Here is a 26,654-nt window from a genome sequence, read left to right on the forward strand (position 1 = left end):
TATGAGCTTTAAGATCATATTGTTAGGCAACAAGCCCAGTTTATGGTAAGGCGTATCGTATTTATTTTACAAATCTGGCATATTTAGATGAATTGCGCACCAAAAGCAGCGAATTCAAGCATACTTTAATTGACACTACCTTAACTGTAGTGTTGTCTAGATATGTCTTCATCATCGCCCGGTTACTGATGTCTTGGGTCGTTACCCCCGGTTAGGGGGTAAATTGATATAATTTCTCCATCCGATGAGGGAGTTGAGCTATTTTAAAACCTTTTATGAATCTTTTTCTGATAGTTTTATTTCTTTTGGGCGCGCTCAAAAGAGGCAAGGATCTCGGCTCTTGCGGCTTTGGTGTTACCCCAGCCGTCAACCTTTACCCATTTGCCAACTTCTAGATCTTTGTAATGTTCGAAGAAATGAGTAATTCTCGCTCTCAATATCGTCGGAAAATCGTCGATATCTTTAATATTGTCATATTCTTTTGATAGTTTCGTGTGTGGCACTGCCACTATTTTAGCGTCTGTTCCGACTTCATCTGTCATTTTTAATACACCAATTGGACGGCAGCGTATCACAGAGTTAGGCTGCAGGGGATACGGAGTCGGTACCAACACATCTACTGGGTCTCCATCCATGGAAAGGGTGTGGTTAATGTATCCATAATTACAAGGATATAACATCGCAGTAGGCATAAAACGATCAACAAACAGAGCGCTGCTTTTCTTATCAATTTCGTATTTAATAGGGTAAGCATTAGCAGAAATTTCAATGATTACATAAATATCTTCTGGAAAACTTTTTCCTATCGGTACCTGATTCAAACTCATATCGTTGCCCTTAAATATTTTAATATTATAGTAGTGAGAGGGTTAGTATAATTTCTTTTACCCCGCGCGCGATACGAAGGTGGGGGATCGCAGTACCAGCCCTTACTTGTATAAGTTAGCCTAATAGTATAATGGTGTCACTATTTCTCGATAGTAAGTGGGCGCGATCCCAATCTTAAAACTTGTTCTGGCAATCGCTGATTAAGTATTCTTCTATATTGTTAATTATGTACTCGCTTTCGGTGAAACATGCGGCATAATGTTGGTGCAGTTCGTTTGTCTTAACCAAAAAATTTAGTTTTACCGTTACTGGTATTGTTTTTAAGCTTGTCTACAGAGAAATATTATTTGATTGCAATTACAGGCTAATCAGCGCTTGTCGTTATAGCATGAGAATCGTGGTGACAGATGTAGAGATAAATGTTTTAAAAAATAAAATATACAATTAGCTAATCGCTATGACTCTATGTATAGAGTCGGTATGCGTTTTATACATTTCTTGGTAATATTGATATATTCAACCTTTGTTGATGGAATACATCTGCTAAGACGAGGTAAGATGCACGTTTTTATATGCAATAGGTAAAATATTTATCAGTAACGTATCTTAAATAAATGTATGTGCGCCGGTACTAAGTGGGTATATTAGCATCAGGATCATAGTTCGTGAATGCTGATTTTTCATTTTTCAACAAATCTAACAACATTATGTGCGGATAGGTAGAAAATAGTTTTAACCGAGACTTTGACGTCTAGATTAAAAGAATCGTTCAATAAATCTATAAGTGCCAGGTATTTGCTATTTCACTTCTTTAAAGAAAATTTCAATTTTCTTTAAAGAATAAATAATTCATGACTTGTCCATAGATTTATTGTTCATTTCTAATTTTGTTTGCTAACAGATATAGTTTTACAGAATTTTTCTGTACGTTTTTATTTTATAAGTTAACAAAATATCTATTAATTCTGTTTTATTGACGTAACAGTGAACGATTGCAATCATGCGGTTAATATATAAATAATGTAATTAGCTTTCTAGAGTATGAAATATGCATATTGCTACTCAATAGCAAATTGACTAAACTTTTCATGATAATTTCTTATGAATCTTAAAACATACTTTGAATTTACGAATGATAAAAACATAATTAATAGTACGTTAAATCTAGTTTACTTTTAAAAAGTAACCTATTCACTTTTTAAATAAAGTGTTTATCAATTTATCTGCAATATCTTTATGTATGGGCGGTTTTGTAATGCTGTCCCATTTTATGGGACATAACATTATTGATTCAAATGGTGATTTTTATCTGACATGAATACGCTATTGCAGGAGCTGATTATTGATCGTACTCAATTTTACTATATGATGTAACTTTTATTTTGCGTTGTTTTTGGTAATTATCTACAATGCAGTATCGTTGATCATCCCTTGATTGAAAGTTGGGGCGATAAATTTGGTAACTTTTATTTATATATGTATTAGGTCTTCAGTAGCTGTACGATTATATGCCGGCAACCGCTATGTTGCTTGTCGTGGGTGGCACTAACAGTTAAACTACTCATCTCCAGTATAATTCCTTAAATTATGGTTAGGACAATTAGTAATTCAGAATAAAGTTAATGAATAACATTTATAATGTGAAATACGATTTCACAGCTTTATTTATCATATGTATAAGTTTGTTTAACTTGTTACACACGCGGCTAGACTGCCCAGATAAACCTATTAACGACGTCATGAAGAAATAAAATAATGCAATTAGAAAATAGATGACATTTTACCTCGATAATAAAAGGAAGATCTAACTTTCAATGGTTTTTATTTTTACAGAGAAATAATTTCTTTATAAGTAAATATTGCATTTAATTGTATAACAAAGAATAAACTTCGAGCATGTTAGCAATAAGCCACTCACTTTTACATGGTTTCCTAGGTTAGTATAGATAAACTTAACTACTATGTTTTCAATAAGCTAAGATGGGAGGTTACACTTGTATTTTATGTAACATGATATTTACTAAATATTAATCTACAGTTTTTATCCTGTATTTTCTTGTGCTGTAATTCAAGCACTATTCAATAGATGGCAATATTAATTGCATTTATTTAAATCATACGTAGCGATAACATCTTAATTTTCTTTAAAAACCTTTGTTGTTATATGTAAAAATACAAATAAAACTTTTAATGCAAGGCTAGTTAGCATTATATAAGAATCATTGCTTGTTTTGAATTTTGCTTATTTTACCTGTTTGAATATATATTATTTTATCGAGCTTAAAAATGTAATAAACATCGCAAAAAGGTTTGTAGGACAAACAGATGTCCGCTAGCATGCAATAGCTGACCAGTGTGGATTTATAGTAAATTATGATACACAGGAAGTGTAGTCTTGATCCTCCGTAATAACTCGTTTAAGACATTCAAGTCAGAGCGCGCCTGCTTTTTCCAGATATAAAATACAATTTATTGTGCACTCGCTTGTATATTAGCTAGGTATAGTAATTTACTTTACTGTTTATTTATAACTTTCACTGGCTTTATTACGTTTATCGTGCTATTTTGGCTGTACAAGGTAAATTAGGTTAGCACGACTGCTTTGTTACTTTTCGGTTTGCTGTTAAAATACAGCTGCCATGCTAAAGCATTCCTTTCTCCCATAAGTAGAATTAGAAGTCGCGCTGTACCGCTACATGGGCTAGGCTCTTTAGCGCATCGCGGTACGGGGATGGTGCCAAGCAAGTTAAACAAGCTATAGCTTTTTCTGCTTCCTCTTCCGCGCACCGGCGCGTGTAACCCAAGGAATCGCATTGACGCATTGTGTCGAGTACCGTTGCTAGCAAGTGGCGTCCGTTACCTTGTTTAATCGCCATTCGTATTATTGCTGCCTGTTCCGGCGTGCCGGCACTCATGGCGTGCAATAACGGAAGCGTTAGTTTCCCTTCTTTTAGGTCATGACCGGTATTTTTGCCCAATACTTTTCCGTTTGCACTATAATCTAGCAGATCGTCTATCAATTGAAAGGCGGTGCCCAGATAACGACCGTAATTGCGTAGCTCGGCTTCTTGGTGAGTATTGGCGCCGGCCATGATAGCAGAAGATTGTGATGCTACCTCGAATAAACGTGCAGTTTTACTATAAATGATACGCATATAGCTAACTATAGTGATGTCAGGATCATTACGGTGCATTAGTTGCAGTACTTCCCCTTCAGCGATAATGTTAACTGCTTCTGATATCAGCTTAAGCACTCGCAGAGATTCCAGCGCGGTCATCATTTGAAAGGCGCGAGTATAGATGAAATCGCCCACTAAAACGCTAGCTGCGTTGCCGAAAGCGACATTGGCTGTCGATTGTCCGCGTCGCATGTTAGACTCATCGACCACATCGTCATGTAGCAACGTAGCAGTGTGTATAAATTCAATCAGCGCTGCGACGGTGACATGCTTTTTGCCTTGATGATGCAGTGCCCGTGCTGTTAGCACTGCTAACATTGGTCGAATGCGTTTACCGCCGCCGTTGATAATGTATTGGCCAAGCTGATTTATTAAAGCAACCTTTGAATTTAGCTGTTCGCGAATTGCTGTGTTGACCTCCACCATATCCTTAGCAGTCAGTTCAGTAATTTGTTTAAGATTCATTATTTTCTATTAATTTAATAGTATGCCGTTGGTGTAATCAAGCACACGCGATTAGATGGCTAAAAAAATATTAATAATTGTACTTGAAAATGTAAAAGATAAATAGTGATAGAAGAGATTGCAATTTTGTGCTTTTTCTTTTTATTTTACACTTGTATTTATTAAAATTTTGCGTAAAGTAAACTCAGGAAAAAAATATTTATGGCTCTCTCCATGATCTTTATAGATTGAGCGTGCAGAAAATGGGGTTTTGTATGTATGCGGTTTTCCAAAGTGGTGGCAAACAATACCGGGTACGCAAAGGTCAAACTGTTTGTCTTGAAAAGTTAGACATCGCCACTGGTGAATTTATTGAATTTAAACAAGTTATGATGATTATTAACGGTGATCATGTAGAGATAGGCTATCCGTTCATCAACAGCAGTAAGATCACGGCGGAAGTTGTTGCTCACGGTCGTGGAGATAAAGTAATGATTGTAAAATTTCGTCGCCGTAAGCACTACCGTAAGCATCAGGGGCATCGTCAGTGGTTTACTAATGTTAAAATCACTGATATTGGCATTTAAAAAAAGAGCAGATTTATGGCACACAAAAAAGCGGGAGGTTCCACACGTAACGGTCGAGACTCAGAAAGTAAACGCCTGGGTATTAAATGCTTTGGCGGCGAAGCTGTAAAGGCCGGCAACATAATCGTTCGTCAGCGTGGAACCAAATTTCACCCAGGTACTAATGTAGGCTGTGGAAAGGATCATACGTTATTCGCGTTGAAAACAGGTAAAGTCAAGTTTCAAGTGAAAGGACAAAAAAACCGTAAATTTGTTAGCATCATTGTTGAATAAATCGAGGATTGTTTCACAGCTGAAACAGGGACCGTACTTTATTTCAAGGATTTTACCTTATTAAACTGGTTAATATTCATTATGTATCCTAAGAAAAATACAGCATACAAGACAAGTTTAGGTTCAGCATAATTATGCTTGCTTTGAATATCTTTTTTGATAGGTACTCTTCTATTTACGCAGTACTTTAAAAATAAAGTTTTAATCATGGCTTGGTACATTCATTAAATAAAAAGTTTATTAATGTTCACAGATTGTTGTCAAGTATTCTACTAATTGTGCTCAGTTAGTAACTGTCTTTGATTTTATTAATATTTTATTATATAATTCAATTATATAAAGTTTAACGCTTTTATAGGTCGTTAGCCATTTATCTTTAGGGCATAATTTTAGCGAACGTCGTGATTCTGCAAGTAAGGCGTTTAGCAGAAGCTATTTCGTGCTTGGCAAATAATGTCAAGCAGTACGCTAGATTTCTAATCAAACTTTAGATTATTAATATAGTACTATCCCTTATTTGTCATGATTTACTAACGCTGTTTTATCCCACTTCTTTTACGTTGCTACCGTTGAACTTTTTTAATTATAGCGATGTGCTCGTGGTGTGTAGCGAGTATAATGTTTTTGTTGTCGGTTACGACTAGTCCGACCGGCACATATGATTTATGACCGTTGTTATTAAGACGAAGTTGCCCGGCAAATAAGTTATGGAGAATCATCATGAAATTTGTTGATGAAGCTGCTATTCTTGTGTCAGCGGGCGATGGTGGTAATGGTTGCATCAGTTTTCGTCGAGAAAAAAATATTCCCCGCGGCGGCCCAAACGGGGGGGATGGCGGCGATGGCGGCGACGTTTGGTTGATAGCTGATAAAAACCTAAACACTCTCATCGATTACTGTTTTGAGAAAAAATTTCATGCCGAAAACGGACAAAACGGTCAGATTGGTAATTGTACAGGCAAACGCGGCAAAGACATAGTTATCAAAGTTCCGGTGTGTACGCGGGTGCTGGATTTAGGCACCAATCAAGTTATGGGCGAAATGACCTACCACAAACAACGATTGATGGTAGCGAAGGGGGGGGTGCACGGCCTGGGCAATACGCATTTTAAATCTTCGGTTAAACAGTCTCCACGCCAGAAAACCTACGGTACCAAAGGCGAGATTCGTGAGATCCAACTAGAACTCATGCTTCTGGCGGATGTAGGTATGCTTGGCATACCTAATTCTGGTAAATCTACGTTTATTCGCGCGGTATCAGCGGCCAAGCCAAAAGTGGCGGATTATCCGTTTACTACACTGGTGCCAAGCTTGAGCGTAGTACGCATGAATAACAAACATAGCTTTGTATTAGCAGATATTCCTGGCTTAATTGAAGGCGCTGCTGACGGCTCTGGTTTAGGTATCAGTTTCCTTAAACATCTAGAGCGCTGTAGCGTGTTGTTGCATTTAATTGATTTAGCTCCAGTAGATGAGTCCGATCCGGTCAAAAATGCCTGTATTATAGTAACTGAGCTAAAACGATACAGTAAAAAACTATCTAATAAACCGTGCTGGCTAGTATTCAACAAAGCGGATCTGCTTGACGCTAAGGACGCGTCAACACGCGCAAAAGCCATTGCCCAGGCGTTGAATTTGAAAACTCAATATTATATAATTTCTGCTATCAATGGTTACGGTGTTAAAGCATTGTGTTGGGACTTGATGATGTTTATTAATTCCCATGCTAAAAAGCAAGCCGTAACCTCGATGCAACCGTAAAAGTGGTTGGTACTCATATAATACTATTAATACGTTTATGGAAACAATCTATTAGCACTGCATTTTAATATACCAGGATAACCTCGCTCAAGAAACTTATTTAAAACGCTATAAAGGATATATTTATAGGGATTTCTAAAAATTTCTAGTAATGACAATGCTATTGTATATTATTTAAGCGGTAGGAGTATAGCAGACTAATGATAACGTGATCTTAATCAAGATTACCTTGTCTCTAGTTTAAGATTTTGATCTTATCAATTTTCATAACTACTGTATGCAAAGTGAAACTAATATGCTTTCGCATAGTAGAGAATACCAGACATATTTTGCAAATATAATTTATTTATTGATTTGATCGTGATCATACATTAATAATGTGAAATAGGGTTATTCTTATGGTGAATTAAGAATAAGTTAAAAATATTATTCGATGTATATCATTATATTACATGTAATTTCTTATATATGATAAAGATGTTAGAATTTTCTGTTTTACCAAAAATTAGGTAGTGAATATCATGATCATCCTAAATGTATTATTGTGCCGTAATTAATAAAAGTAAGTAATAAGTTGGTTACCACTTTTTATTCATTCATGTAATAAAAAGTTCTCGTCACGCATTTAACCAAGCTTTTTATCAAGTCTAGTTTTAGTTTTGATCTGAGCAAGGATATAAATCCTTGCATTTTGCTGTCCTATACATTGATTTATTTAGAGATACTTTGTCAGATGGCTTCAATTCTACCACTGGACGGTAGTTAAATATTCAATGTTGTTATTTAATAGTGCTATTCGTTGCACTATACCCCCTACCGCTTCATCATCCAGGATTAAGCTGCGCTGTCATTATAATAAGATTTTTCACAATTGTTATACAGATTGTGTAGTGTAGCATGCCGGAAATCGGTCAAAAACATACATTTGTTTTGCTAAATTGATAACAATTGTTTAATAGCACTATTTCAGCTTTACTGGTTTTACTTTCATCACATGGCTCTGCATGGCTGTGAAGTATACTAGAGGCTGCTGTCAGCTCTAACGCTAACTTTTAGCATTACTGTACACATCAGTAATTATACCGTATGTTATGCTTATCGGCATAGAGCGGTTCACTTTGCACATTTTGATACAAATTATCTACGGTAGTCTGTAGCACCATCATTAACTGTATTTTGTAAGCAGTACAAGTTTCATTACTTTTTTATTATAAAAAGATGCTTTAGTTTTTCTCAAAATAAAGAGCATAGAGATTTTTTAATGTGTTATCTTTACGTTTTTTAAACGTTTAATATTTTGAATTTATTATGCAATTTTGATAATCGCTTTTATTAATGCAACTGCATTAAATTGTTTTTATAATGATCACTCTAAGCAATTGGCTTGTTATATGGTGGTATCATTTTAATAATCACAGCTATGTTACGTATTTGTGAGTAAATTTTTAGTCGCGTCGTATACTACTTATAAATTTTAATTTGAGGAGATAACCATCTTGACATAAGTAAATAATCTCCATTTCAGAAAACTTTTGTTAAAGACTGTGAGGATTGTTTTAAATTACAGTGAATGTTTGCAGACAAATATTATTATCTATCATGCTGATTATATCAAATAATGTATCTCTCATATCGGCTATAGATGCAGCTACGCTGATAATTACAAGAGTACTGTGCTGCAGGTAGAGTACCTCATTGCTACCTACAGTTTTCGTGAACTGTAAAAGATTTTAAAATATCATTAGCAATTTTTTATTGCGCAGAAAAGGTTAACGCTCATCCACCAAGAATATTTATCAGGTATAATAATTAGGATTTTTTAATAAAATCTTTTTGCAATTGGCTTTCGTAAAATATCAATGGCATTGATACACATAAATATTACATAAACGTTATGTAGTTATCTTGGCGATAGTAATTGGGACCTGCTAGATTAGAGTTCACATATAGTGTGTGATTTTAAAAAATCACTATAGATTTCTTTCTTATGCAACCTTGTTTTGGCATATAAGCATATGTTCATATGCTTATTAACTATCACAGAATAGAAAGTTCATTATGTATTTGAATGTGTTGACTATGATAAAGTGCAACACTTGCATTATGATGTGTTGTTAACCGAATGATCTGTAGCACGCCAGTCTAGACTTGTTTAATTGAATTCTTTATTCACACACTGAATTCTTTTTATTGACACATGTCCTATTTATGCTACATCTTAGCCCGTGTGCGTAATTCTTAACTACTTGTATTGTTCTTGTCTTACTTACAGTAAGACTGTGCCGTAAATCATATTGCCATATGTTTCACGATAAAGCATAATGTACAAGGACGGCATATGCCCGTTCAGCGTGATATTCTACCTAATGTAATTTACATCTTTTAATGATAAGCGCCTGTATAACTACTGCTATGTTAGCAAAATACTAACTGTATCAGTTTGACGCTATTGGTTAAATTGCCGGTAAGGTTACAGTTAGCTTATAAGGTTTAAGCGATTAACTTTTCTGGACCAGCTTCTAGTTTGCAGTATTACGTATTGCTATTGCATTGTTATTAATCAAGTTGTGCAAACTATGTCACATAAAAGTAGGATAGGTGCCGACACGTGTGTTTAGGTTACCATATGCAATATCTTCCGGTGTTGCATGGCGGTTAGTCCATGCTCTACCAACTACAAAAGCAGACTACCGCCATCGCAGTGAGCAATTTCATTGTACTTACTTGAAAGGTTTATTGACACTATATTAAGCAATAACAAACTATAAGATCCTGTATCTTACTATAAAGGGCTAGGTTAGTGCCTTCGGCTAGGTATGTTTTATGGATTTTAACTGTTGTTATTTGTGTTGATTAAATAAAAATGTTATTTAATTTTATTAAAGTCATAATATGTCTAAATGTAGACATCAAAATAAGTACTTCGTTGTCACGCTATCCACAAATAGAGGTAAATAAAAGTCAATGATGACGAATGTTGAACTTTGAGGTAACTACTTATTACAAATACATTTTTCTAGAAAAAACTTATAGGATGTACTCTTTATTTTTCCTGGTTAGGATTAAAGTTTAGTGCATATCGCATCAAAGATTGTAACGGTAGGGCCGCGATACTTTTCGCAAAAAGAATTTACATATAGGTACAATTATGAATCAGGTCCCCATGACTATGCATGGTGCTAATAAATTGCGGGAAGAACTAGAATATCTCAAAAGTGTCCGTCGCCCTGAAATTATCCGGTCTATCGCAGAAGCTCGCGAACAAGGTGACTTAAAAGAAAATGCCGAGTATCATTCCGCCAGAGAGCAACAGGGCTTCTGTGAAGGCCGCATCCAGGAAATCGAAGCTAAACTGTCTCATGCTCATGTAATTGATGTGCTCAAACAGGTTCCAACCGGACGAGTTATTTTTGGTGCTACGGTTAGTGTTGAAAACCTAGGTAGTAAAGAAAAACAAACATACCGTATAGTCGGCGACGATGAAGCCGATTTCAAGCAGAATTTAATTTCTATTAATTCTCCCATCGCCCGAGGGCTGGTGGGAAAAAAAGAAGAGGATATTATCATAATCAAAACCCCTGGCGGTTATGTGGAGTACAAGATCCTTAAGGTAGAGTATCTTTAGGCGTATTGTAGGTTCAGAAATTGGCCTACGTGCGCATTCTCTCCGTCGCTAGCTTTGTAAAGAAAAGCAAAATATCATTTGTAGCTTTTTCTGGGTGATAAAAATAGCATTTTCTTATCAAAAATATGACATCAATGATGTGTTAATGAGGAAGTTTCATTTTGCCCTTTCGCATTTTTAGTTAGATCATTGGAATATTGCCTATGTATTATTTTCTAGCTCTTCTTACGAAGAATAATATTGGCGATCATTATTTTACTGTTGCTTTGTTTTGCTGTAATTATTACTTATTATAAACTCATATTGTTCTAATTCCTATTTAACTTTGGCAAATATACCTTTTGTATAATCGTTATTGCCTAAACTGACTACAGGTTTTGAGTGACTGGATTAACTAAATTAAAATCTATTTAATTACTTGTATTGAGAATAAACCAGTTACATGGTGATACTATATTATATATACATATCGCCAAATATGCTGTAAGTATTTATAATGCTAGATATCTTTAAAAGATATTAAATAATACAATGACGACCAAAAAACGTTCTGCAAGCTCTCACCGCTGGCTGCAGGCACATTTTAGCGATGAATATGTTCAGAAGGCACAAAAAAAAGGACTGCGTTCTCGTGCTTGGTTTAAACTTTATGAAATACAGCAAAGTGACAATATATTTCGCTCGGGGATGACTGTTGTGGACTTGGGTGCGTCCCCTGGCAGTTGGTCGCAATATGTTGCTAGACAAATAGGCGACAAAGGGCGAGTCATTGCCTGTGATATCCTACCGATGAAGCCTATTGTAGGTGTTGATTTTCTTCAAGGAGATTTGAGTGACCCTTTAGTGATACAGGCTTTACTTGAACTTGTAAACAAGCAAGATGTTCATGTGGTGCTATCCGACATGGCGCCTAATATGAGTGGCATGCCGGCGGTAGACATTCCTAAATCTATGTATCTCGTGGAACTGGCGCTGGACATATGTCAACATGTGGTGGCATATGGTGGAAGTTTTCTTGTTAAGGTTTTTCAGGGAGAAGGTTTTGATGAATACTTGAGGAAAATACGCTCCCTTTTTATGAAGGTGAAAATCCGTAAACCAGACGCTTCCCGCGTCTGCTCCCGAGAAGTATTCATTGTAGCGATAGGGAGCAAAAAATAGTATTTTATGCTAATTGTTAATACTGTTGTAATATGAGGTTAATCCCTTGAGTGACATGGCGAAGAACCTAACTCTCTGGCTAGTTATCGCAATTGTGCTGATGTCGGTATTCCAGAGTTTCGGGCCCAGCGAGTCTAAGGGACGTAAAGTGGATTATTCCACTTTTATGTCTGAACTAAATCAGGATCAGGTTAGGGAAGCGCGTATTAAGGGTCGTGAAATCACCGTGACTAAAAAAGATAGTAATAATTACACTACCTATATTCCGGTTAGCGACCCTAAGCTTCTCGATATTCTTTTAACTAAAAACGTCAAAGTCTTGGGCGCACCGCCAGAAGAACCTAGCTTGCTGGCATCTATTTTTATCTCCTGGTTCCCAATGCTATTATTAATTGGAGTATGGATTTTCTTTATGCGCCAAATGCAGGGAGGCGGAGGTAAGGGCGCCATGTCGTTTGGCAAAAGCAAGGCGCGGATGCTATCGGAAGATCAGATTAAAACGACATTTGCTGATGTAGCTGGTTGCGATGAAGCAAAAGAAGAGGTTAGTGAGCTAGTAGATTACCTCCGCGAACCTAGCCGTTTTCAAAAGTTGGGCGGTAAGATTCCTAAAGGTGTATTGATGGTGGGTCCACCAGGGACTGGTAAGACGTTGTTGGCTAAAGCTATTGCAGGGGAAGCCAAGGTTCCGTTTTTTACCATTTCCGGTTCTGATTTTGTGGAAATGTTTGTTGGTGTTGGCGCTTCCCGCGTGCGTGATATGTTTGAACAAGCAAAAAAATCGTCGCCTTGTATAATTTTTATAGATGAAATTGACGCCGTTGGACGTCAACGTGGAGCTGGTCTTGGTGGCGGTCATGACGAACGCGAACAGACTTTGAATCAAATGTTAGTAGAAATGGATGGCTTTGAAGGTAATGCGGGCATTATCGTAATTGCCGCAACTAACCGACCAGACGTGCTAGATCCAGCGCTGCTACGCCCAGGACGTTTTGACCGCCAGGTGGTGGTCGGTCTGCCGGATGTCCGTGGTCGCGAACAGATTCTAAAAGTCCATATGCGTCGGGTACCGTTGGCGCCAGATATGGATGTGTTAGTTATTGCGCGTGGCACGCCCGGATTTTCAGGAGCCGATTTGGCCAACCTGGTAAACGAAGCAGCGTTGTTTGCCGCCCGCGGTGGCAAGCGCGTAGTATCGATGGTTGAATTCGAGAAGGCTAAAGATAAAATAATGATGGGTGCCGAACGTCGTTCTATGGTCATGACCGAAGCGCAAAAAGAGTCTACTGCCTACCACGAAGCCGGCCATGCGATCATAGGTCGTCTGGTGCCAGAACATGATCCGGTTCATAAAGTAACAATTATCCCGCGCGGCAGTGCGTTGGGAGTAACTTTCTTTTTGCCAGAAGGGGATGCCATCAGCGCCAGTCGCCAGAAGCTAGAAAGTCAAATCTCGACCTTGTACGGTGGACGGTTGGCTGAGGAGATTATTTACGGCCCAGCAAAAGTTTCTACTGGGGCGTCTAACGATATCAAAGTGGCTACCTCGATTGCTCGCAACATGGTGACCCAATGGGGCTTCTCAGAGAAGCTAGGCCCACTGTTGTATGCAGAGGAAGAAGGTGCGGTATTCCTCGGTCGTTCTGTTGCTAAAGCTAAGCATATGTCTGATGAAACAGCGAGGATCATTGATCTGGAAGTAAAATCCTTGATTGAGCGAAATTATATTCGTGCTCGCACGTTATTGACAGAAAATATGGATATTCTGCATGCCATGAAAGATGCGTTGATGAAATATGAAACTATTGATGTGCCACAGATAAATGATTTGATGGAACGCAAGGCGGTTCGCCCACCCGCAGGTTGGGACGATACTCTTTCCGGCAATAGCGGAAATGGTGATATGCCGTGCGCGCCGAATGCTAGCAATACCATATCTGAACAATACGTTAATCGATAATAGTTTCCTTTGCATTCTTTTAGCGTGTCCTTGACAAAAAACGGTTTACAACCGCTAGTTGTGAGTTATAGGATATATTTGGGGTATTTTCGTGAAAGATTATAAGATAATCGCTTGATATTTTGCACAGCACTAGGAACCGGCATTATGCAGCTTGTAGCGAGAGAGCGCACCCTTAACCTTTCTGTTCCGCGCGTCATGGGAATCCTCAACGTGACCCCGGATTCATTCTTTGACGGCGGCAAATACCAGCATTTAGCTGCCGCTATTGATCATGCTGCAGCGATGCTGGAGGCCGGCGCGGATCTTATCGATATCGGTGGAGAATCCTCTCGCCCAGGGTCTAAGGAGATCAGTGCAGAGGAGGAAGTAGCACGGGTTGTGCCTGTAGTGGCGGCTCTTGCGCAGCGGTTTGATATTTTTATTTCGGTGGATACCTCCAAGGCGTCGGTCATGCGAGAAAGCGTCGCGGCTGGTGCGCATTTGATCAATGATATCCGTTCGCTTAATGAGCCGGGAGCCTTGGCGGCGGCTGCTGCTAGTCAATTACCTGTTTGTCTAATGCATATGCAGGGCAAGCCAAGAACTATGCAGAAAGCACCTCACTATGCGAATATTTTGGAGGAAGTAGAAGCCTACTTTCTGCAACAAATTGCCCGCTGTGAAGCAGCAGGCATCGCCAGACACCGACTGTTAGTCGATCCAGGTTTCGGCTTCGGCAAAACTTTGAAGCATAATTATTGCTTGTTGGCTAAGCTGAGTGATTTGCACCGGATCGGCCTACCGCTACTGGTCGGACTTTCACGCAAATCCATGATAAGTCAACTAATGAATTTTTTACCAGATTCGGGTGTTGAGGGTAGCGTTGCTTGTGCAGTTATCGCTGCTCTTCAGGGAGCGCACATTATACGGGTTCATGATGTTAGGCAAACTGTTGAAACAATGCTAGTAGTTGAAGCTACGCTTTCAGCTAAAAAAAATTATTTTAAATGAGTAACCATAAATACTTTGGCACTGATGGCATTCGCGGCAAGGTTGGGGATTTTCCCATTACGCCTGATTTTATCCTTAAGCTGGGCTGGGCCGCCGGTAAGGTGTTGGCTCGTCGCCATGGTTCTCGTAAAATCATTATAGGCAAAGATACTCGTATATCCGGATATATGCTTGAGTCGGCGCTGGAAGCAGGGCTGGCTGCTGCTGGTTTGTCTGCTGCCTTAACCGGTCCCATGCCGACGCCTGCTATTGCTTATTTGACTCGTACCTTTCGCGCTGAGGCTGGTATTGTTATTTCTGCCTCTCATAATCCATTTTATGATAATGGTATTAAGTTTTTTTCTATTGACGGAACGAAATTGCCTGACGAAGTGGAAGAGGCCATTGAAGTTGAATTGGCTAAACCGTTAACTTGTGTTGAATCTATAAAGCTTGGCAAAGCCAGCCGGATTGTCGATGCAGCTGGGCGTTATATTGAGTTTTGCAAAAGAACTTTTCCGGGAGATCTGAGTCTTAAAGGCTTAAAGATTATCGTTGATTGCGCCAATGGCGCGACTTACCACATCGCCCCTAGTGTGCTACGAGAACTTGGTGCTCCGGTAGTAACCCTTGGTTGCCAGCCAGATGGCATGAATATCAATCAGGAATGTGGTGCTACTGATGTGCGGCTTTTGCAAAGCCGGGTACTAGTAGAAAAAGCCGATATAGGTATCGCCTATGATGGCGACGGCGATCGGGTAATCATGGTAGATCACTTGGGGCACAAAGTGGATGGAGATCAGATTTTATATGTCATTGTGCGGGAAAAATTACGCCGGGGCCAGCTGTTCGGCGGCGTGGTGGGCACTCTGATGAGCAATATGGGTTTAGAGCTGGCGCTGCAGCAACTGGGAGTTCCTTTTGTGCGCGCTCTCGTTGGGGACCGTTATGTGTTAGAAAAAATGCAGGAAAAAGACTGGCGTATCGGTGCAGAAAACTCCGGCCATGTTATTTTATTGGACAAAACCACCACTGGTGATGGTATTATCGCCGGTTTACAGGTTTTATCAGCGATGGTCAGCAATGACATGAATTTACATGAATTGTGCAATGGCATGCGCCTGTTGCCGCAGATTATTGTTAATGTGCATTCTACCGGACTTCACGATCCTCTTGAAGCAGTAACTGTAAAACAGGCCTGCTCTAATGTAGAGCAGCAGTTATCCGGGCGCGGACGAGTGCTGTTACGCAAATCGGGTACTGAGCCTTTGATTAGGATTATGGTAGAAGGGGAGGATACCATAAAGGTTAGCTGGCTTGCTCATTACATAGCTAATGCTGTGAAAGCTGCGGTCTGAAATGCCGGATTATTAAGTTTTATGCGGGGAAAGTCGCATTTGATCGGCGTGGGCTGCCAAGCGCAAGAGCATTTAGCACTGTCATTTTGTGTTTGCAAATGGTCAAATAACCGTAAAATATTCTTGCATACAAAAGGTGCTTTGGGTAGAGTTAATAACAAGTTGAGTTTATAACGTGAAGTTATGTGCTGTCGATTTTACTTTACTAGTTGAATGTGTAATAATGCATAAAAGTTACTAAAATTATGTATCAAATATTGTTAATTATATTTCTGTTGGTAGCTGTTGGCTTAGTGTCGATCATTATGCTACAACAAGGTAAAGGTTCTGACATAGGTGGGGGGTTAGGCGCAAGCGCTTCTAACACCTTGTTTGGTTCAGGTGGATCCAATAATTTTATGACCCGTATGACGGGAGCCGTGCTGGCACCGTTATTCTTTGTTCTCAGCCTACTGTTGGGTAACCTGAGCAGTAATTATGTTCACAAGTCCAATCAATGGGATAATTTAACTCAGACTCAGCCCTCTTCTAATGCAAGAGACGAGGGGCTGGCTAAACTGTCTGATGATATCCCGCATTAAAGTGTGTTTGTGGTGACGCAATAATAATTATCCAACAGGTTTAGAACCGATAAAAGTGCCGAGGTGGTGGAATTGGTAGACACGTCACCTTGAGGTGGTGGTGCCCGATTGGGTTTACGGGTTCAAGTCCCGTCCTCGGTATCAAACTTATAAAGAACTTGCTGTAATGGATAGTTACTAAAATTTTTTAAAGTTTTAAAACGCGGAGTAAATATCATGGTAGCTAGTTGGTCTATAAACTGAAAGTTTATGTTTTAACAAGATCTTTGCAATAAGATCATCTCTATAATTATTTTTGAAATTATGTTTCTAGCATATATTTAGAATGCCTATAAATAAAGTTATAAACACGTAACACCCCGAATCTTCGGGGTTTTTTATTATGTCACTGTAGTGAGACTGGGCTAATAAGCCCTTTTATGTTTTGTGGGGGATTGCTTACATTAGATGAAAATTTATAAATATAATAACATCACCTATAAAGGACCTGATGGTGTCAAACTAATTAATATTTAATTTATTTTTGGCCGTCAGTTGACGCTGCGCATTAATATCGATGGTGACAAGGGCATCGTCGTTGACGATTATACTGATCTAAGACACCATGGTATCTAGATACCGTACGTTCAAAATCTTATTTTTTGTTCCTATAGCCTGAATTTTTTATCACTTGCTCTTGATCGCTGGTTGTTTACAAGTGAGCATTTTAGCTAATTTATCGTTAGTAATAGAAGCGTAGTGCTGTGTATAACAATGCAAAAAATAGCCGTAAATTAAAGAAGATCATTAAAGCTGTTGACATCAACATGATAACCGTAACAGTGAAAGGAAAGATAAAATGTTTGCTATAGATCATATCCAGTAGGATAGCCTAATACCATATTTTTAACGTTTTACTGAGGCAACTAGGATGAACAAAGAAATTCTGGCTGTTGTGGAGGCGGTATCCAATGAAAAAGCCGTCTCTCGGGAAAAGATTTTCGAAGCTTTAGAGATAGCACTAGCCACGGCAACAAAGAAAAAACATGAACAAGAAATAGACGTTCGTGTCAGCATCGACCGCAAGTCAGGAGATTTTAATACTTTTCGCCGTTGGTTGATTGTGAACGAAGTAACTCACCCCACTCTTGAAATTACTTTGGCTGCTGCGCAATTTGACAATCAGCAGGCTCAGCTTGGTAGTTACATCGAAGATAAAATCGAATCGGTAGTGTTCGATCGCATTACTACTCAGATCGCCAAGCAAGTGATTGTTCAGAAAGTGCGTGAAGCAGAGCGAGCGATGGTGGTAGATCAATTTCGCAGTCACGAAGGTGCAATCGTTACTGGCGTGGTAAAAAAAGTTAATCGAGATAGCATTACTCTGGATCTAGGCAGCAATGCCGAAGCGATAATCGGTCGTGAAGACATGCTGCCGCGGGAAAATTTTCGCCCAGGTGACCGTATCCGCGGTGTGTTATATTCTGTACGTCCAGAAGCTCGTGGCGTGCAGTTGTTTGTTAGCCGGTCACGAACGGAGATGCTAGTAGAGCTATTCCGCATTGAAGTGCCGGAAATAGGCGAGGAAGTTATTGAAATTAAGGTAGCTGCCCGCGATCCTGGCTCACGAGCTAAAATAGCTGTGAAGACCAACGATAAACGTATTGATCCAGTCGGCGCTTGTGTCGGCATGCGTGGTTCACGTGTTCAGGCTGTGTCTAGCGAATTGTGTGGTGAACGCATTGATATCGTGTTATGGAATGATGACCAGGTTCAGTTCGTTATTAACGCCATATCTCCTGCCGATGTTGTTTCCATTGTGGTGGATGAGGACAAGCACAGCATGGATATAGCTGTAGAAGCATGCAATCTTGCCCAGGCTATCGGACGTAATGGACAAAACGTTCGACTTGCTTCCCAGCTTAGCGGCTGGGATCTGAACGTAATGACGATAGAGGATATGCAGTCGAAACATGAAGCTGAATCCCATGTTGCCATCGCTATTTTTACTCGTAATTTGGATATAGATGAAAAGTTCGCTATGGTTTTAGTAGAGGAAGGTTTCTCATCTCTTGAGGAGATAGCCTATGTACCGATAAATGAATTGCTGAAAATTAAAGGTGTTGATAAAGATACGGTAGAATCATTGCGCGAACGGGCAAAAAATGCGCTGACCACGCTTGCTTTGGCGCAAGAAGAGAATCGCGATGCGGACTTAAAAACTAAAGATTTGTTAAGTCTGCCTCAACTCGAGCGTGATATGGCGTTCCAGCTTGTGTCGCGTGGTGTTTGTACGCTAGAAGATCTTGCCGAACAGGGTGTTGAGGATCTGTCAGATATTGTAGGGCTGAGTAGTGAAAAAGCCGGGGAGCTGATTATGGCCGCACGCAATATTTGCTGGTTTAGCGACAACGCGTAATAAACTGTAGCAGAAAAGGAACAGCATGACAGATGTCACCATAAAATCGCTAGCCGCAGAAATACAGACTCCGGTTGATCGCCTCGTACAGCAATTTGCTGATGCGGGCATTAATAAAACTGCAGTGGATTCTGTGACTCAGCAAGAAAAAAAAACTTTACTAGCGCACTTGAACCGCGATCGCGGTGTGTCATCCAATAAATTAACTTTACAGCGCAAAATGCGCAGCACTTTGAATATTCCTGTCACCGGCGGTAAAAGTAAGTCGGTCAAAGTTGAAGTGCGCAAAAAGCGCATCTATTTGCAACTCGATCTGCTGGAGCAAGATCAATCTAAAGCGAAAGAAAGCAATACTCGTAAGAAAGTAGAAGAGTTGGCTCAACCGCAGGCCCAAATTGGTGTTACCGAAAAAGCAAAACGGACTTTCGAGGATAAGACCAAGTGTGAAGCCGTAACACAAGTTAAGTGTGTGGTATCGGAAAGTGATAAATTAATTAACCAGCAGACTAATAATATGACCAAGTTGCTTGTTGCAACTGAAAAGGCTCGCCGTGAAGCCCCATTTACAGAGATAATCTGCAAAGCAGAAAAGGAAACACGTCACAAGGTCGAAGATAAGTCTCAACAGATCTCGGAATATGTAAGTAGTATGGCTGAGGAATTTATCGACACTTGGGATAACATGCCTAAGCAAATAGAGGAAGATGCCAACGATTATCACTTGACGACTTTCCATGATGCTCAAGAAGCTGAAGACGAAAATGATCTTAAAGTCGAAAAAGATCGGCGCCGCCGAATTCGTGGCGGTAAAGCTTCTAAGCAGAAAAAGACTAATCGCTTATCCGAATCCAAGGCCGATCGTGAAGAAGAACGATCTGTAGGGCGCAGCGGAAAGAGTAAGCGTAAACCAAGCACCTTGATGCAGGGCTTTAATAAGCCAGCGAAGACGTTAAGTCGTGATGTGATAATCGGAGAAGCCATAACTGTAGCAGAATTAGCTAACAAAATGGCAGTGAAAGGATCTCAGGTAATTAAGACGATGATGAAGCTAGGTGCTATGGCTACTATAAACCAGGTTATTGATCAGGATACTGCACAAGTAGTAGCAGAAGAAATGGGTCATAAGGTGATTTTGCGCAGTGAAAATGAACTAGAACAGTTTGTGATGTCTGACCGTGACATCGGTAGCTCCGCGGTTGCTGAATCGCGCGCGCCAGTGGTTACCATTATGGGCCATGTGGATCATGGTAAAACCTCGCTCTTGGATTATATTAGCGCCACTAAGGTGGCAACATGTGAAGCCGGGGGCATTACACAACATATCGGCGCTTATCATGTGGAAACCGATAATGGCATGATCACTTTCCTCGATACCCCTGGGCATGCTGCCTTTACCGCAATGCGCGCCCGGGGTGCTCAAGCAACAGATATCGTAGTGCTTGTTGTGGCTGCTGATGATGGTGTGATGCCACAAACTATTGAAGCTATTCAACACGCTCAAGCGGCAAAAGTACCAGTTGTAGTTGCGATTAACAAGATCGATAAACCAGAAGCGGATCCGGATCGAATAAAGAATGAATTGATTCAATACGGTGTTATTCCGGAAGAATGGGGAGGTGAAAGCCAGTTCGTAAATGTTTCCGCTAAATCTGGCGAGGGGATTGATAGATTACTAGATGCCATTTTATTGCAGGCGGATGTATTGGAGCTGAAAGCAATTCGGAACGGTATGGCTAGTGGTGTAGTTATCGAATCCTTCTTGGACAAGGGTCGAGGCCCTGTCGCAACGGTTCTCGTAAGAGCAGGTACCCTAAATCGGGGCGACATTGTTCTGTGTGGTTTCGAGTACGGGCGTGTGCGCGCTATGCGTGATGAAGTAGGTCGTGATGTGTCTTCTGCAGGACCGTCGATTCCAGTTGAGATTTTAGGTTTATCTGGTATGCCTGCTGCCGGTGATGAAGCAACGGTCGTGCGCGACGAAAAGAAAGCGCGTGAAGTCGCTTTGTATCGTCAAGGTAAGTTCCGCGAAGTTAAACTGGCGCGCCAGCAAAAATCTAAATTGGAAAACATGTTCGTCAACATGACTGAAGGTGAGATATCCGAACTGAATATAGTGTTGAAATCTGACGTACAGGGTTCTGTCGAAGCTATTAGCGCTGCGTTGGAGAATTTGTCTACTGACGAGGTGAAAGTAAAAATTGTCGGTTCCGGCGTGGGCGGTATTACTGAAACTGACGCAACACTGACTGCGGCTTCTAACGCCATTTTGTTAGGCTTTAACGTGCGTGCCAACGCATCTGCTCGTCGCATCATAGAAGCAGAAAATTTGGATCTGCGTTATTACTCAGTCATTTACGATTTGATTAATGAAGTCAAACAAGCAATGAGCGGTATGCTATCTCCGGAGTACAAACAAAAAATCATTGGTTTAGCTGAAGTACGCGATGTGTTCCGTTCACGGAAATTTGGTGCTATTGCCGGCTGTATGGTGACAGAGGGGGTGGTAAAACTTCACAATAAGATCCGTGTATTACGTGAAAACGTAGTGATCTACGAAGGTAATCTAGAGTCTCTGCGTCGTTTTAAAGATGATGTGAACGAAGTGCGTAACGGCATGGAATGTGGTATCGGTGTAAAGAACTATAACGACGTTCACTCGGGCGACGTGATCGAAGTTTTTGAAACCATCAAAATCCAACGTACTATTACCTAATAACGCTTTCTCAGTAGAAAATATCATTAGGTAGCTAAAAGCTCCTATGCGGAAAAATTAATAATGGTAAAAGAATATAGCCGCGCTCAGCGTGTCTCCCAGGCAATAAAAAAGGAAATCGCCATAATCCTACAACGTGAAATTAAAGATCCTCGCGTCAGTATGGTGACGGTGTCCGGCGTTGAAGTTTCGCGAGATCTAGTTTATGCCAAAGTATTCGTCACTTTTTTGAATTATAATACCACTAAGCAAGTGAAAACTGACGTTCAGGTTCTGCAGGATGCAGCGGGTTTTATCCGTAGACTGTTGGGTAAAACTATCCGCCTGCGTGTGGTTCCTAAGTTGACATTTGTTTACGATAATTCTCTGTTAGAAGGCATGCGTATGTTCACGCTTGTTAGTCAGGTGGTTCAAAAAGACCGCTTTCAGTGCGGCGCAAGTCATATTTTTGATAAAGTCATCGATAATAATGAGGATTAATCGTTTGTTTAACTGACCGTAACCGTGATATTTGCAGTATTGTATTTGCTAGATATGTTGCTTAGACGTTCTTTCAATGTTCTGTTGAAAGAAAGATGAAATATATATATTTATGGCTACTTACAAGGTAAGTTTCAGGATTTAGCAGGGCATTCAATTCGCTGGTGATATGCATGTGGCCAGCGTGTCTCTGCTGAGATGACAAATTTTTTGCATTTGCTGGGGGATGGTGAAATATATTAAGTACCATCAGGATCGTTGAAGATAACGATATCCCTGATGTCAAGTGCCAGACAAGATCTATTTAAGTTTTGTGTCGCTGAACCAGATGTCATTTATGTTTTTATTACTGAAGTATTAAAAATTATTTATTATACGACGGGTATACTTTAAAAGTGTTGATGTTGCACATATCACGGTGCTTGCTTTATGGGGATTTCCAGAAATTGGGAGGAGTGTAGTTTTGCAACTTGTTTTTAGTTATTGTTGATGCCTAGTAGGCGGTTATTTCATCGGTTAACCTACTATCCAATATGGCCGAGCAGATGCAGATTTGCAGACAAATTGTAACGATTACAATGCTGCGGCAACCGGTATGATACGAGTTTTGAACAATGTAGGAACGACTGATTATTTGTGACGCTGAAACGCGAAATAATCGTGTTAAATAAGCTGATGTCATGTTGTCTGATAGTAAAACAATGGACTAATTATATAATCTCCTTGCGATCTATATGGGCTGAGAGTAAGCTGATATAGCTTTATTATAAAGCTGAGAGCTGAGTTAGAGATTAACTCTCAGCTATTTCACAATCATTTTGGAGTGTTATAATGCCTCTAAGTGTTGAAGAAAAAGAAAAAATTATTTTAAATTTAGGCCGTGATGCTAAAAATAGCGGATCTACTGAAGTTCAAATTGCTCTTTTAACTGCTCAGATTAACCACCTACAAAGGCATTTTACGGAACACAAAAAAGATTACCACAGCCGACGTGGTCTGAGGCGTATGGTGTCAAAACGTCGTAAGTTGCTTGATTACCTGAAAGGTAAAAATGTGGTATGTTATACCAGGCTTATCGAACGCTTGTGTTTGCGGCACTAAGCTATTTTGTTGTAGTGATAGGGGTCACTTTTGAGGCCCCTTTTTTTTCTAAGCAGTGTTAATCATGGGGGAGATGATTAACGGGATACTGCAGGCTGCACGTTTGCTATACTTTGAGTATATTCTTCTAATATGAACTTTTTGCGCTACTAATGAGATTCTTGATTCCTCAAGAAAAAGATGCTCATTAGTCGTGAGGATGTTATGAAACAGTTATTATTCAACGATAGGTTTTTATATTGAAAGCGCCTCGCACCTTGAAAAGGAAATTATTTTGTTAAATCCGATTGTTCGCAAGTTTCAATATGGTCAACATACCGTAACGCTAGAAACTGGTATGATGGCACGGCAGGCTACTGCCGCCGTTATGGTAAGTATGGATGATACGGCGGTATTTGTTGCTGTTGTGAGTGCCCAACAAGAAAAAATAGGACAAAGCTTTTTTCCGCTGGTTGTCAATTATCAGGAGCGAACTTACGCGTCTGGTCGGTTCCCCGGCGGTTTTTTTCGCCGTGAAGGCCGTCCAAGTGAATGCGAAACTCTTATTTCTCGTCTGATCGACCGGCCAATCCGTCCGTTGTTCGCGGAAGGTTTCATGAACGAAGTTCAGGTTATTGCCACCGTGGTATCGGTTAATCCACAGGTCAGCCCAGATATCGTGGCAATGATTGGCGCTTCCACAGCGCTTAGCCTGTCTGGTATTCCGTTCAGCGGTCCTATTGGCAGCGCGCGCGTTGGTTACATTAATGATCAGTACGTGCTGAATCCGACTCAAGATGAATTAGCTGAAAGCCGCTTGGATTTGGTAGTAGCCGGAACTCAAAATGCAGTGCTGATGGTCGAATCTGAAGCGCAGTTTTTAAACGAAGATCAAATGCTAGGTGCTGTGGTGTATGGTCACGAACAACAGCAAGTGTTGATAGACAACATTAATCAATTAGTGGCTGAATGCGGCAAGCCGAAATGGCAATGGAAAGTAAAGCCTGTTAACATTGCTCTCCAAGCACGGGTTGCTGAGCTTTCAGAATCTAGTTTGCGTAACGCCTACCGTATCAAAGTAAAACAAGAGCGCTATGTCGCGGTGGATACCATCAGGACTAGTGTCGTTGATGCGCTGAGAGATCAGGATGAGACATTGAATGAAAGGGAAATTAAGCATATCCTAAGCATTCTAGAAAAAAAGATTATACGAGCCAATGTACTGCGTGGTGAACTTCGTATCGATGGCCGTGAAAAAGATATGATTCGCGGCTTGGATGTACGCACCGGCGTATTGCCGCGTACCCATGGATCGGCGCTATTCACGCGAGGTGATACCCAGGCGTTGGTTACTGCCACTCTTGGCACCGAACGAGATGCGCAGAGTATTGATAAGTTACAGGGCGAACGAACAGATCGTTTTTTGCTTCATTATAATTTTCCTCCTTATTGCGTTGGTGAAATCGGCTTGGTGGGTCCACCTAAGCGCCGTGAAATTGGCCACGGTCGTCTAGCGAAACGCAGTATTATGGCAGTGATGCCGAATGCTAGCGAATTTCCGTACACTGTACGTGTGGTATCTGAAATCACCGAATCAAACGGTTCTTCCTCGATGGCTTCTGTGTGTGGTGCTTCACTAGCACTGATGGATGCGGGTGTGCCTATCAAAGCGGCCGTTGCAGGCATCGCTATGGGGCTAGTAAAAGAAGGCGACAACTTTGTTGTATTATCTGACATCATAGATGATGAAGATCATATGGGAGATATGGATTTTAAAGTCGCTGGCAGCCGTGAAGGCATTACTGCACTGCAGATGGACATTAAAATTAAAGGTATTACCCGCGAGATAATGCATATGGTCCTAAACCAGGCCAAGGGTGCGCGCATGCACATTCTAAGCGTGATGGAGAAAGCAATTAGCTCGCCCCGTTGCGATATTTCTGAATTTGCGCCGCGCATTCATACAATTCAAATTAATCCTAATAAGATCAAGGACGTAATTGGTAAGGGAGGATCGGTAATTCGCGCATTAACCGAAGAAACCGGCACTATAATTGAAATTGAAGATCACGGTATAGTAAAAGTATCAGCGACTAACGGTGATAAAATTCGTCAAGTGATTCGACGTATTAAAGAGATTACTGCAGAAATTGAAGTTGGCCGTATTTATAATGGTAAAGTAACTAAAATTACGACCTTTGGCGCTTTTGTTTCTATCGGTGGTGGCAAAGAAGGGTTGGTGCATATTTCTCAGATTGCTGATAAGCGTGTAGAAAAACTCACCAATTATATAGAACTTGGTCAGAAAGTGTCAGTTAAGGTGTTGGAAGTTGATCGCCATGGTCGCGTTCGCCTAAGCATAAAGGAAGCTAGTGTTCATAGCGGTGACGTAGTGGTTCCAGAAGTAGAATAGCCTTTAACTATAAAATTTAATAGAGTTGCTTGCTTTGGTGTTAACCTTGTTTGTCCCATAAACAAGAAATCTATCTTGTATTAAGATGATGAGGAAGAAATATGCATTTAATATTTTTTTCAGGAGTGGAGAATGAAGCATTGCTTTGCATCAATGACTTTTTGTAATAACATTCACTTTAAATAAAGAATTTTCTCCTGGTGCATATAACAAAAGACACAAACGAGTAAAGTGCTTACTGATAATTAACAAGCAATAGCTATTGTATAAGCATTAAATACTATAAAGATGATCTTGCATTAAAAGCAATTAACTCGTAGTGATTTCCTATAGGGTTATCGATCTAATTTAATATTATAAATATTTTAATTATCTTGGAACATGCTTAACGCAAGAAGGTATATGATAATGATACTTATCAATCATTTGGTTTTGTACCATAACTACATTTAATATGCAACTAATTGTATTTAAGTCTTAGCATTTTTCTTGTATGTGGTTTTTTATCATATTAGTATCTAATTATATTTAAACGTTTCTTGTGAAAACTGAAACATTCCTAACTGCTTATTGAGAAAATTAACGATAGTCAAAAACCTAATGCGTTAAAAGTATTTATTTAAAGAAAGTAAAGGTCGATCAAGGAAAATTTTAAAATGCCCTCGTTAGATAACATTACGGATAACACTATTTTTACTGCGCATACTAATAAAACGGATTTTTATTGTGTATCATGCTAGCTTAATACCTAGAAGGTAAAATGCCTATTAGCTCTTATCAAGACTTACATAACTTTAATGCATTTGCGCTTTTAGACTCATAGCAATAATAACGATTAAAA

Annotated in this window: 16 protein-coding genes and 1 tRNA gene; 15 read left to right on the forward strand and 2 right to left on the reverse strand. The window is 39.9% G+C overall.

Annotation, left to right across the window (positions count from 1 at the left end; genetic code table 11):
• Nucleotides 1–296 precede the first annotated feature (296 nt).
• On the reverse strand, nucleotides 297–827 hold the full coding sequence (gene ppa / locus HBA_RS01550) for an inorganic diphosphatase (RefSeq protein ID WP_097032285.1): 531 nt from the start codon (nucleotides 825–827) through the stop codon (nucleotides 297–299).
• Between the two features lie 2,673 nt (nucleotides 828–3,500).
• Complete coding sequence (ispB, locus tag HBA_RS01555) at nucleotides 3,501–4,472, reverse strand: octaprenyl diphosphate synthase (RefSeq protein WP_097032286.1); 972 nt, start codon at nucleotides 4,470–4,472, stop codon at nucleotides 3,501–3,503.
• A 254-nt stretch (nucleotides 4,473–4,726) separates the two neighbouring features.
• Between ispB and rplU the strand changes: the two genes are divergently transcribed.
• The 15 genes from rplU (at nucleotide 4,727) to pnp (ending at nucleotide 25,813) form a co-directional block, all read left to right on the forward strand.
• The gene (gene rplU / locus HBA_RS01560) at nucleotides 4,727–5,038 is read left to right on the forward strand and encodes a 50S ribosomal protein L21 (protein WP_097032287.1); all 312 of its coding nucleotides are present in this window, start codon (nucleotides 4,727–4,729) and stop codon (nucleotides 5,036–5,038) included.
• A 15-nt stretch (nucleotides 5,039–5,053) separates the two neighbouring features.
• Nucleotides 5,054–5,311, forward strand: coding sequence for a 50S ribosomal protein L27 (gene rpmA / locus HBA_RS01565; protein ID WP_097032288.1), 258 nt, complete (start codon nucleotides 5,054–5,056; stop codon nucleotides 5,309–5,311).
• 720 nt (nucleotides 5,312–6,031) lie between these two features.
• Nucleotides 6,032–7,072: an Obg family GTPase CgtA gene (gene cgtA / locus HBA_RS01570; RefSeq protein WP_097032289.1), complete on the forward strand. Its 1,041-nt coding sequence runs from the start codon at nucleotides 6,032–6,034 to the stop codon at nucleotides 7,070–7,072.
• A 3,148-nt stretch (nucleotides 7,073–10,220) separates the two neighbouring features.
• Nucleotides 10,221–10,697, forward strand: a complete 477-nt coding sequence (gene greA / locus HBA_RS01575) for a transcription elongation factor GreA (RefSeq protein WP_097032290.1) — start codon at nucleotides 10,221–10,223, stop codon at nucleotides 10,695–10,697.
• A gap of 531 nt (nucleotides 10,698–11,228) precedes the next feature.
• On the forward strand, nucleotides 11,229–11,858 hold the full coding sequence (rlmE, locus tag HBA_RS01580; protein WP_097032291.1) for a 23S rRNA (uridine(2552)-2'-O)-methyltransferase RlmE: 630 nt from the start codon (nucleotides 11,229–11,231) through the stop codon (nucleotides 11,856–11,858).
• A gap of 55 nt (nucleotides 11,859–11,913) precedes the next feature.
• Nucleotides 11,914–13,818 carry an ATP-dependent zinc metalloprotease FtsH gene (gene ftsH / locus HBA_RS01585; protein WP_097032292.1) on the forward strand — a complete coding sequence of 635 codons (1,905 nt, stop codon included), beginning with the start codon at nucleotides 11,914–11,916 and terminating at the stop codon, nucleotides 13,816–13,818.
• 147 nt (nucleotides 13,819–13,965) lie between these two features.
• Nucleotides 13,966–14,811, forward strand: a complete 846-nt coding sequence (folP, locus tag HBA_RS01590) for a dihydropteroate synthase (protein WP_097032293.1) — start codon at nucleotides 13,966–13,968, stop codon at nucleotides 14,809–14,811.
• Nucleotides 14,808–16,148, forward strand: coding sequence for a phosphoglucosamine mutase (glmM, locus tag HBA_RS01595; protein ID WP_097032294.1), 1,341 nt, complete (start codon nucleotides 14,808–14,810; stop codon nucleotides 16,146–16,148). Before folP ends, glmM begins: the two co-directional genes overlap by 4 nt.
• A gap of 245 nt (nucleotides 16,149–16,393) precedes the next feature.
• Nucleotides 16,394–16,729 (forward strand): preprotein translocase subunit SecG, encoded by a 336-nt coding sequence (secG, locus tag HBA_RS01600; protein WP_097032295.1) that lies wholly within the window; start codon nucleotides 16,394–16,396, stop codon nucleotides 16,727–16,729.
• Nucleotides 16,730–16,786: 57 nt separating this feature from the next.
• Nucleotides 16,787–16,870, forward strand: a tRNA-Leu gene (locus HBA_RS01605).
• Nucleotides 16,871–17,639: 769 nt separating this feature from the next.
• Nucleotides 17,640–19,127 (forward strand): transcription termination factor NusA, encoded by a 1,488-nt coding sequence (nusA, locus tag HBA_RS01610; protein ID WP_097032296.1) that lies wholly within the window; start codon nucleotides 17,640–17,642, stop codon nucleotides 19,125–19,127.
• A gap of 25 nt (nucleotides 19,128–19,152) precedes the next feature.
• The gene (infB, locus tag HBA_RS01615) at nucleotides 19,153–21,840 is read left to right on the forward strand and encodes a translation initiation factor IF-2 (protein ID WP_097032297.1); all 2,688 of its coding nucleotides are present in this window, start codon (nucleotides 19,153–19,155) and stop codon (nucleotides 21,838–21,840) included.
• A 63-nt stretch (nucleotides 21,841–21,903) separates the two neighbouring features.
• The gene (gene rbfA, locus HBA_RS01620; RefSeq protein WP_097032298.1) at nucleotides 21,904–22,320 is read left to right on the forward strand and encodes a 30S ribosome-binding factor RbfA; all 417 of its coding nucleotides are present in this window, start codon (nucleotides 21,904–21,906) and stop codon (nucleotides 22,318–22,320) included.
• Between the two features lie 831 nt (nucleotides 22,321–23,151).
• A complete protein-coding gene (gene rpsO, locus HBA_RS01625) occupies nucleotides 23,152–23,421 on the forward strand; it encodes a 30S ribosomal protein S15 (protein WP_097032299.1) in 270 nt (89 codons plus the stop codon).
• Between the two features lie 274 nt (nucleotides 23,422–23,695).
• Nucleotides 23,696–25,813, forward strand: coding sequence for a polyribonucleotide nucleotidyltransferase (gene pnp, locus HBA_RS01630; RefSeq protein WP_097032300.1), 2,118 nt, complete (start codon nucleotides 23,696–23,698; stop codon nucleotides 25,811–25,813).
• Nucleotides 25,814–26,654 lie beyond the last annotated feature (841 nt).

Origin of the sequence: Sodalis endosymbiont of Henestaris halophilus (assembly GCF_900161835.1) — a bacterium.
In the GTDB taxonomy this organism is placed as follows: Bacteria; Pseudomonadota; Gammaproteobacteria; order Enterobacterales; family Enterobacteriaceae.

Bases quoted from the DNA above. Each gene is read 5' to 3' on its own strand.
- ppa (WP_097032285.1), bottom strand. From the start codon at position 827: ATGAGTTTGAATCAGGTACCGATAGGAAAAAGTTTTCCAGAAGATATT.
- ispB (WP_097032286.1), bottom strand. From the start codon at position 4,472: ATGAATCTTAAACAAATTACTGAACTGACTGCTAAGGATATGGTGGAG.
- rplU (WP_097032287.1), top strand. From the start codon at position 4,727: ATGTATGCGGTTTTCCAAAGTGGTGGCAAACAATACCGGGTACGCAAA.
- rpmA (WP_097032288.1), top strand. From the start codon at position 5,054: ATGGCACACAAAAAAGCGGGAGGTTCCACACGTAACGGTCGAGACTCA.
- cgtA (WP_097032289.1), top strand. From the start codon at position 6,032: ATGAAATTTGTTGATGAAGCTGCTATTCTTGTGTCAGCGGGCGATGGT.
- greA (WP_097032290.1), top strand. From the start codon at position 10,221: ATGAATCAGGTCCCCATGACTATGCATGGTGCTAATAAATTGCGGGAA.
- rlmE (WP_097032291.1), top strand. From the start codon at position 11,229: ATGACGACCAAAAAACGTTCTGCAAGCTCTCACCGCTGGCTGCAGGCA.
- ftsH (WP_097032292.1), top strand. From the start codon at position 11,914: ATGGCGAAGAACCTAACTCTCTGGCTAGTTATCGCAATTGTGCTGATG.
- folP (WP_097032293.1), top strand. From the start codon at position 13,966: ATGCAGCTTGTAGCGAGAGAGCGCACCCTTAACCTTTCTGTTCCGCGC.
- glmM (WP_097032294.1), top strand. From the start codon at position 14,808: ATGAGTAACCATAAATACTTTGGCACTGATGGCATTCGCGGCAAGGTT.
- secG (WP_097032295.1), top strand. From the start codon at position 16,394: ATGTATCAAATATTGTTAATTATATTTCTGTTGGTAGCTGTTGGCTTA.
- nusA (WP_097032296.1), top strand. From the start codon at position 17,640: ATGAACAAAGAAATTCTGGCTGTTGTGGAGGCGGTATCCAATGAAAAA.
- infB (WP_097032297.1), top strand. From the start codon at position 19,153: ATGACAGATGTCACCATAAAATCGCTAGCCGCAGAAATACAGACTCCG.
- rbfA (WP_097032298.1), top strand. From the start codon at position 21,904: ATGGTAAAAGAATATAGCCGCGCTCAGCGTGTCTCCCAGGCAATAAAA.
- rpsO (WP_097032299.1), top strand. From the start codon at position 23,152: ATGCCTCTAAGTGTTGAAGAAAAAGAAAAAATTATTTTAAATTTAGGC.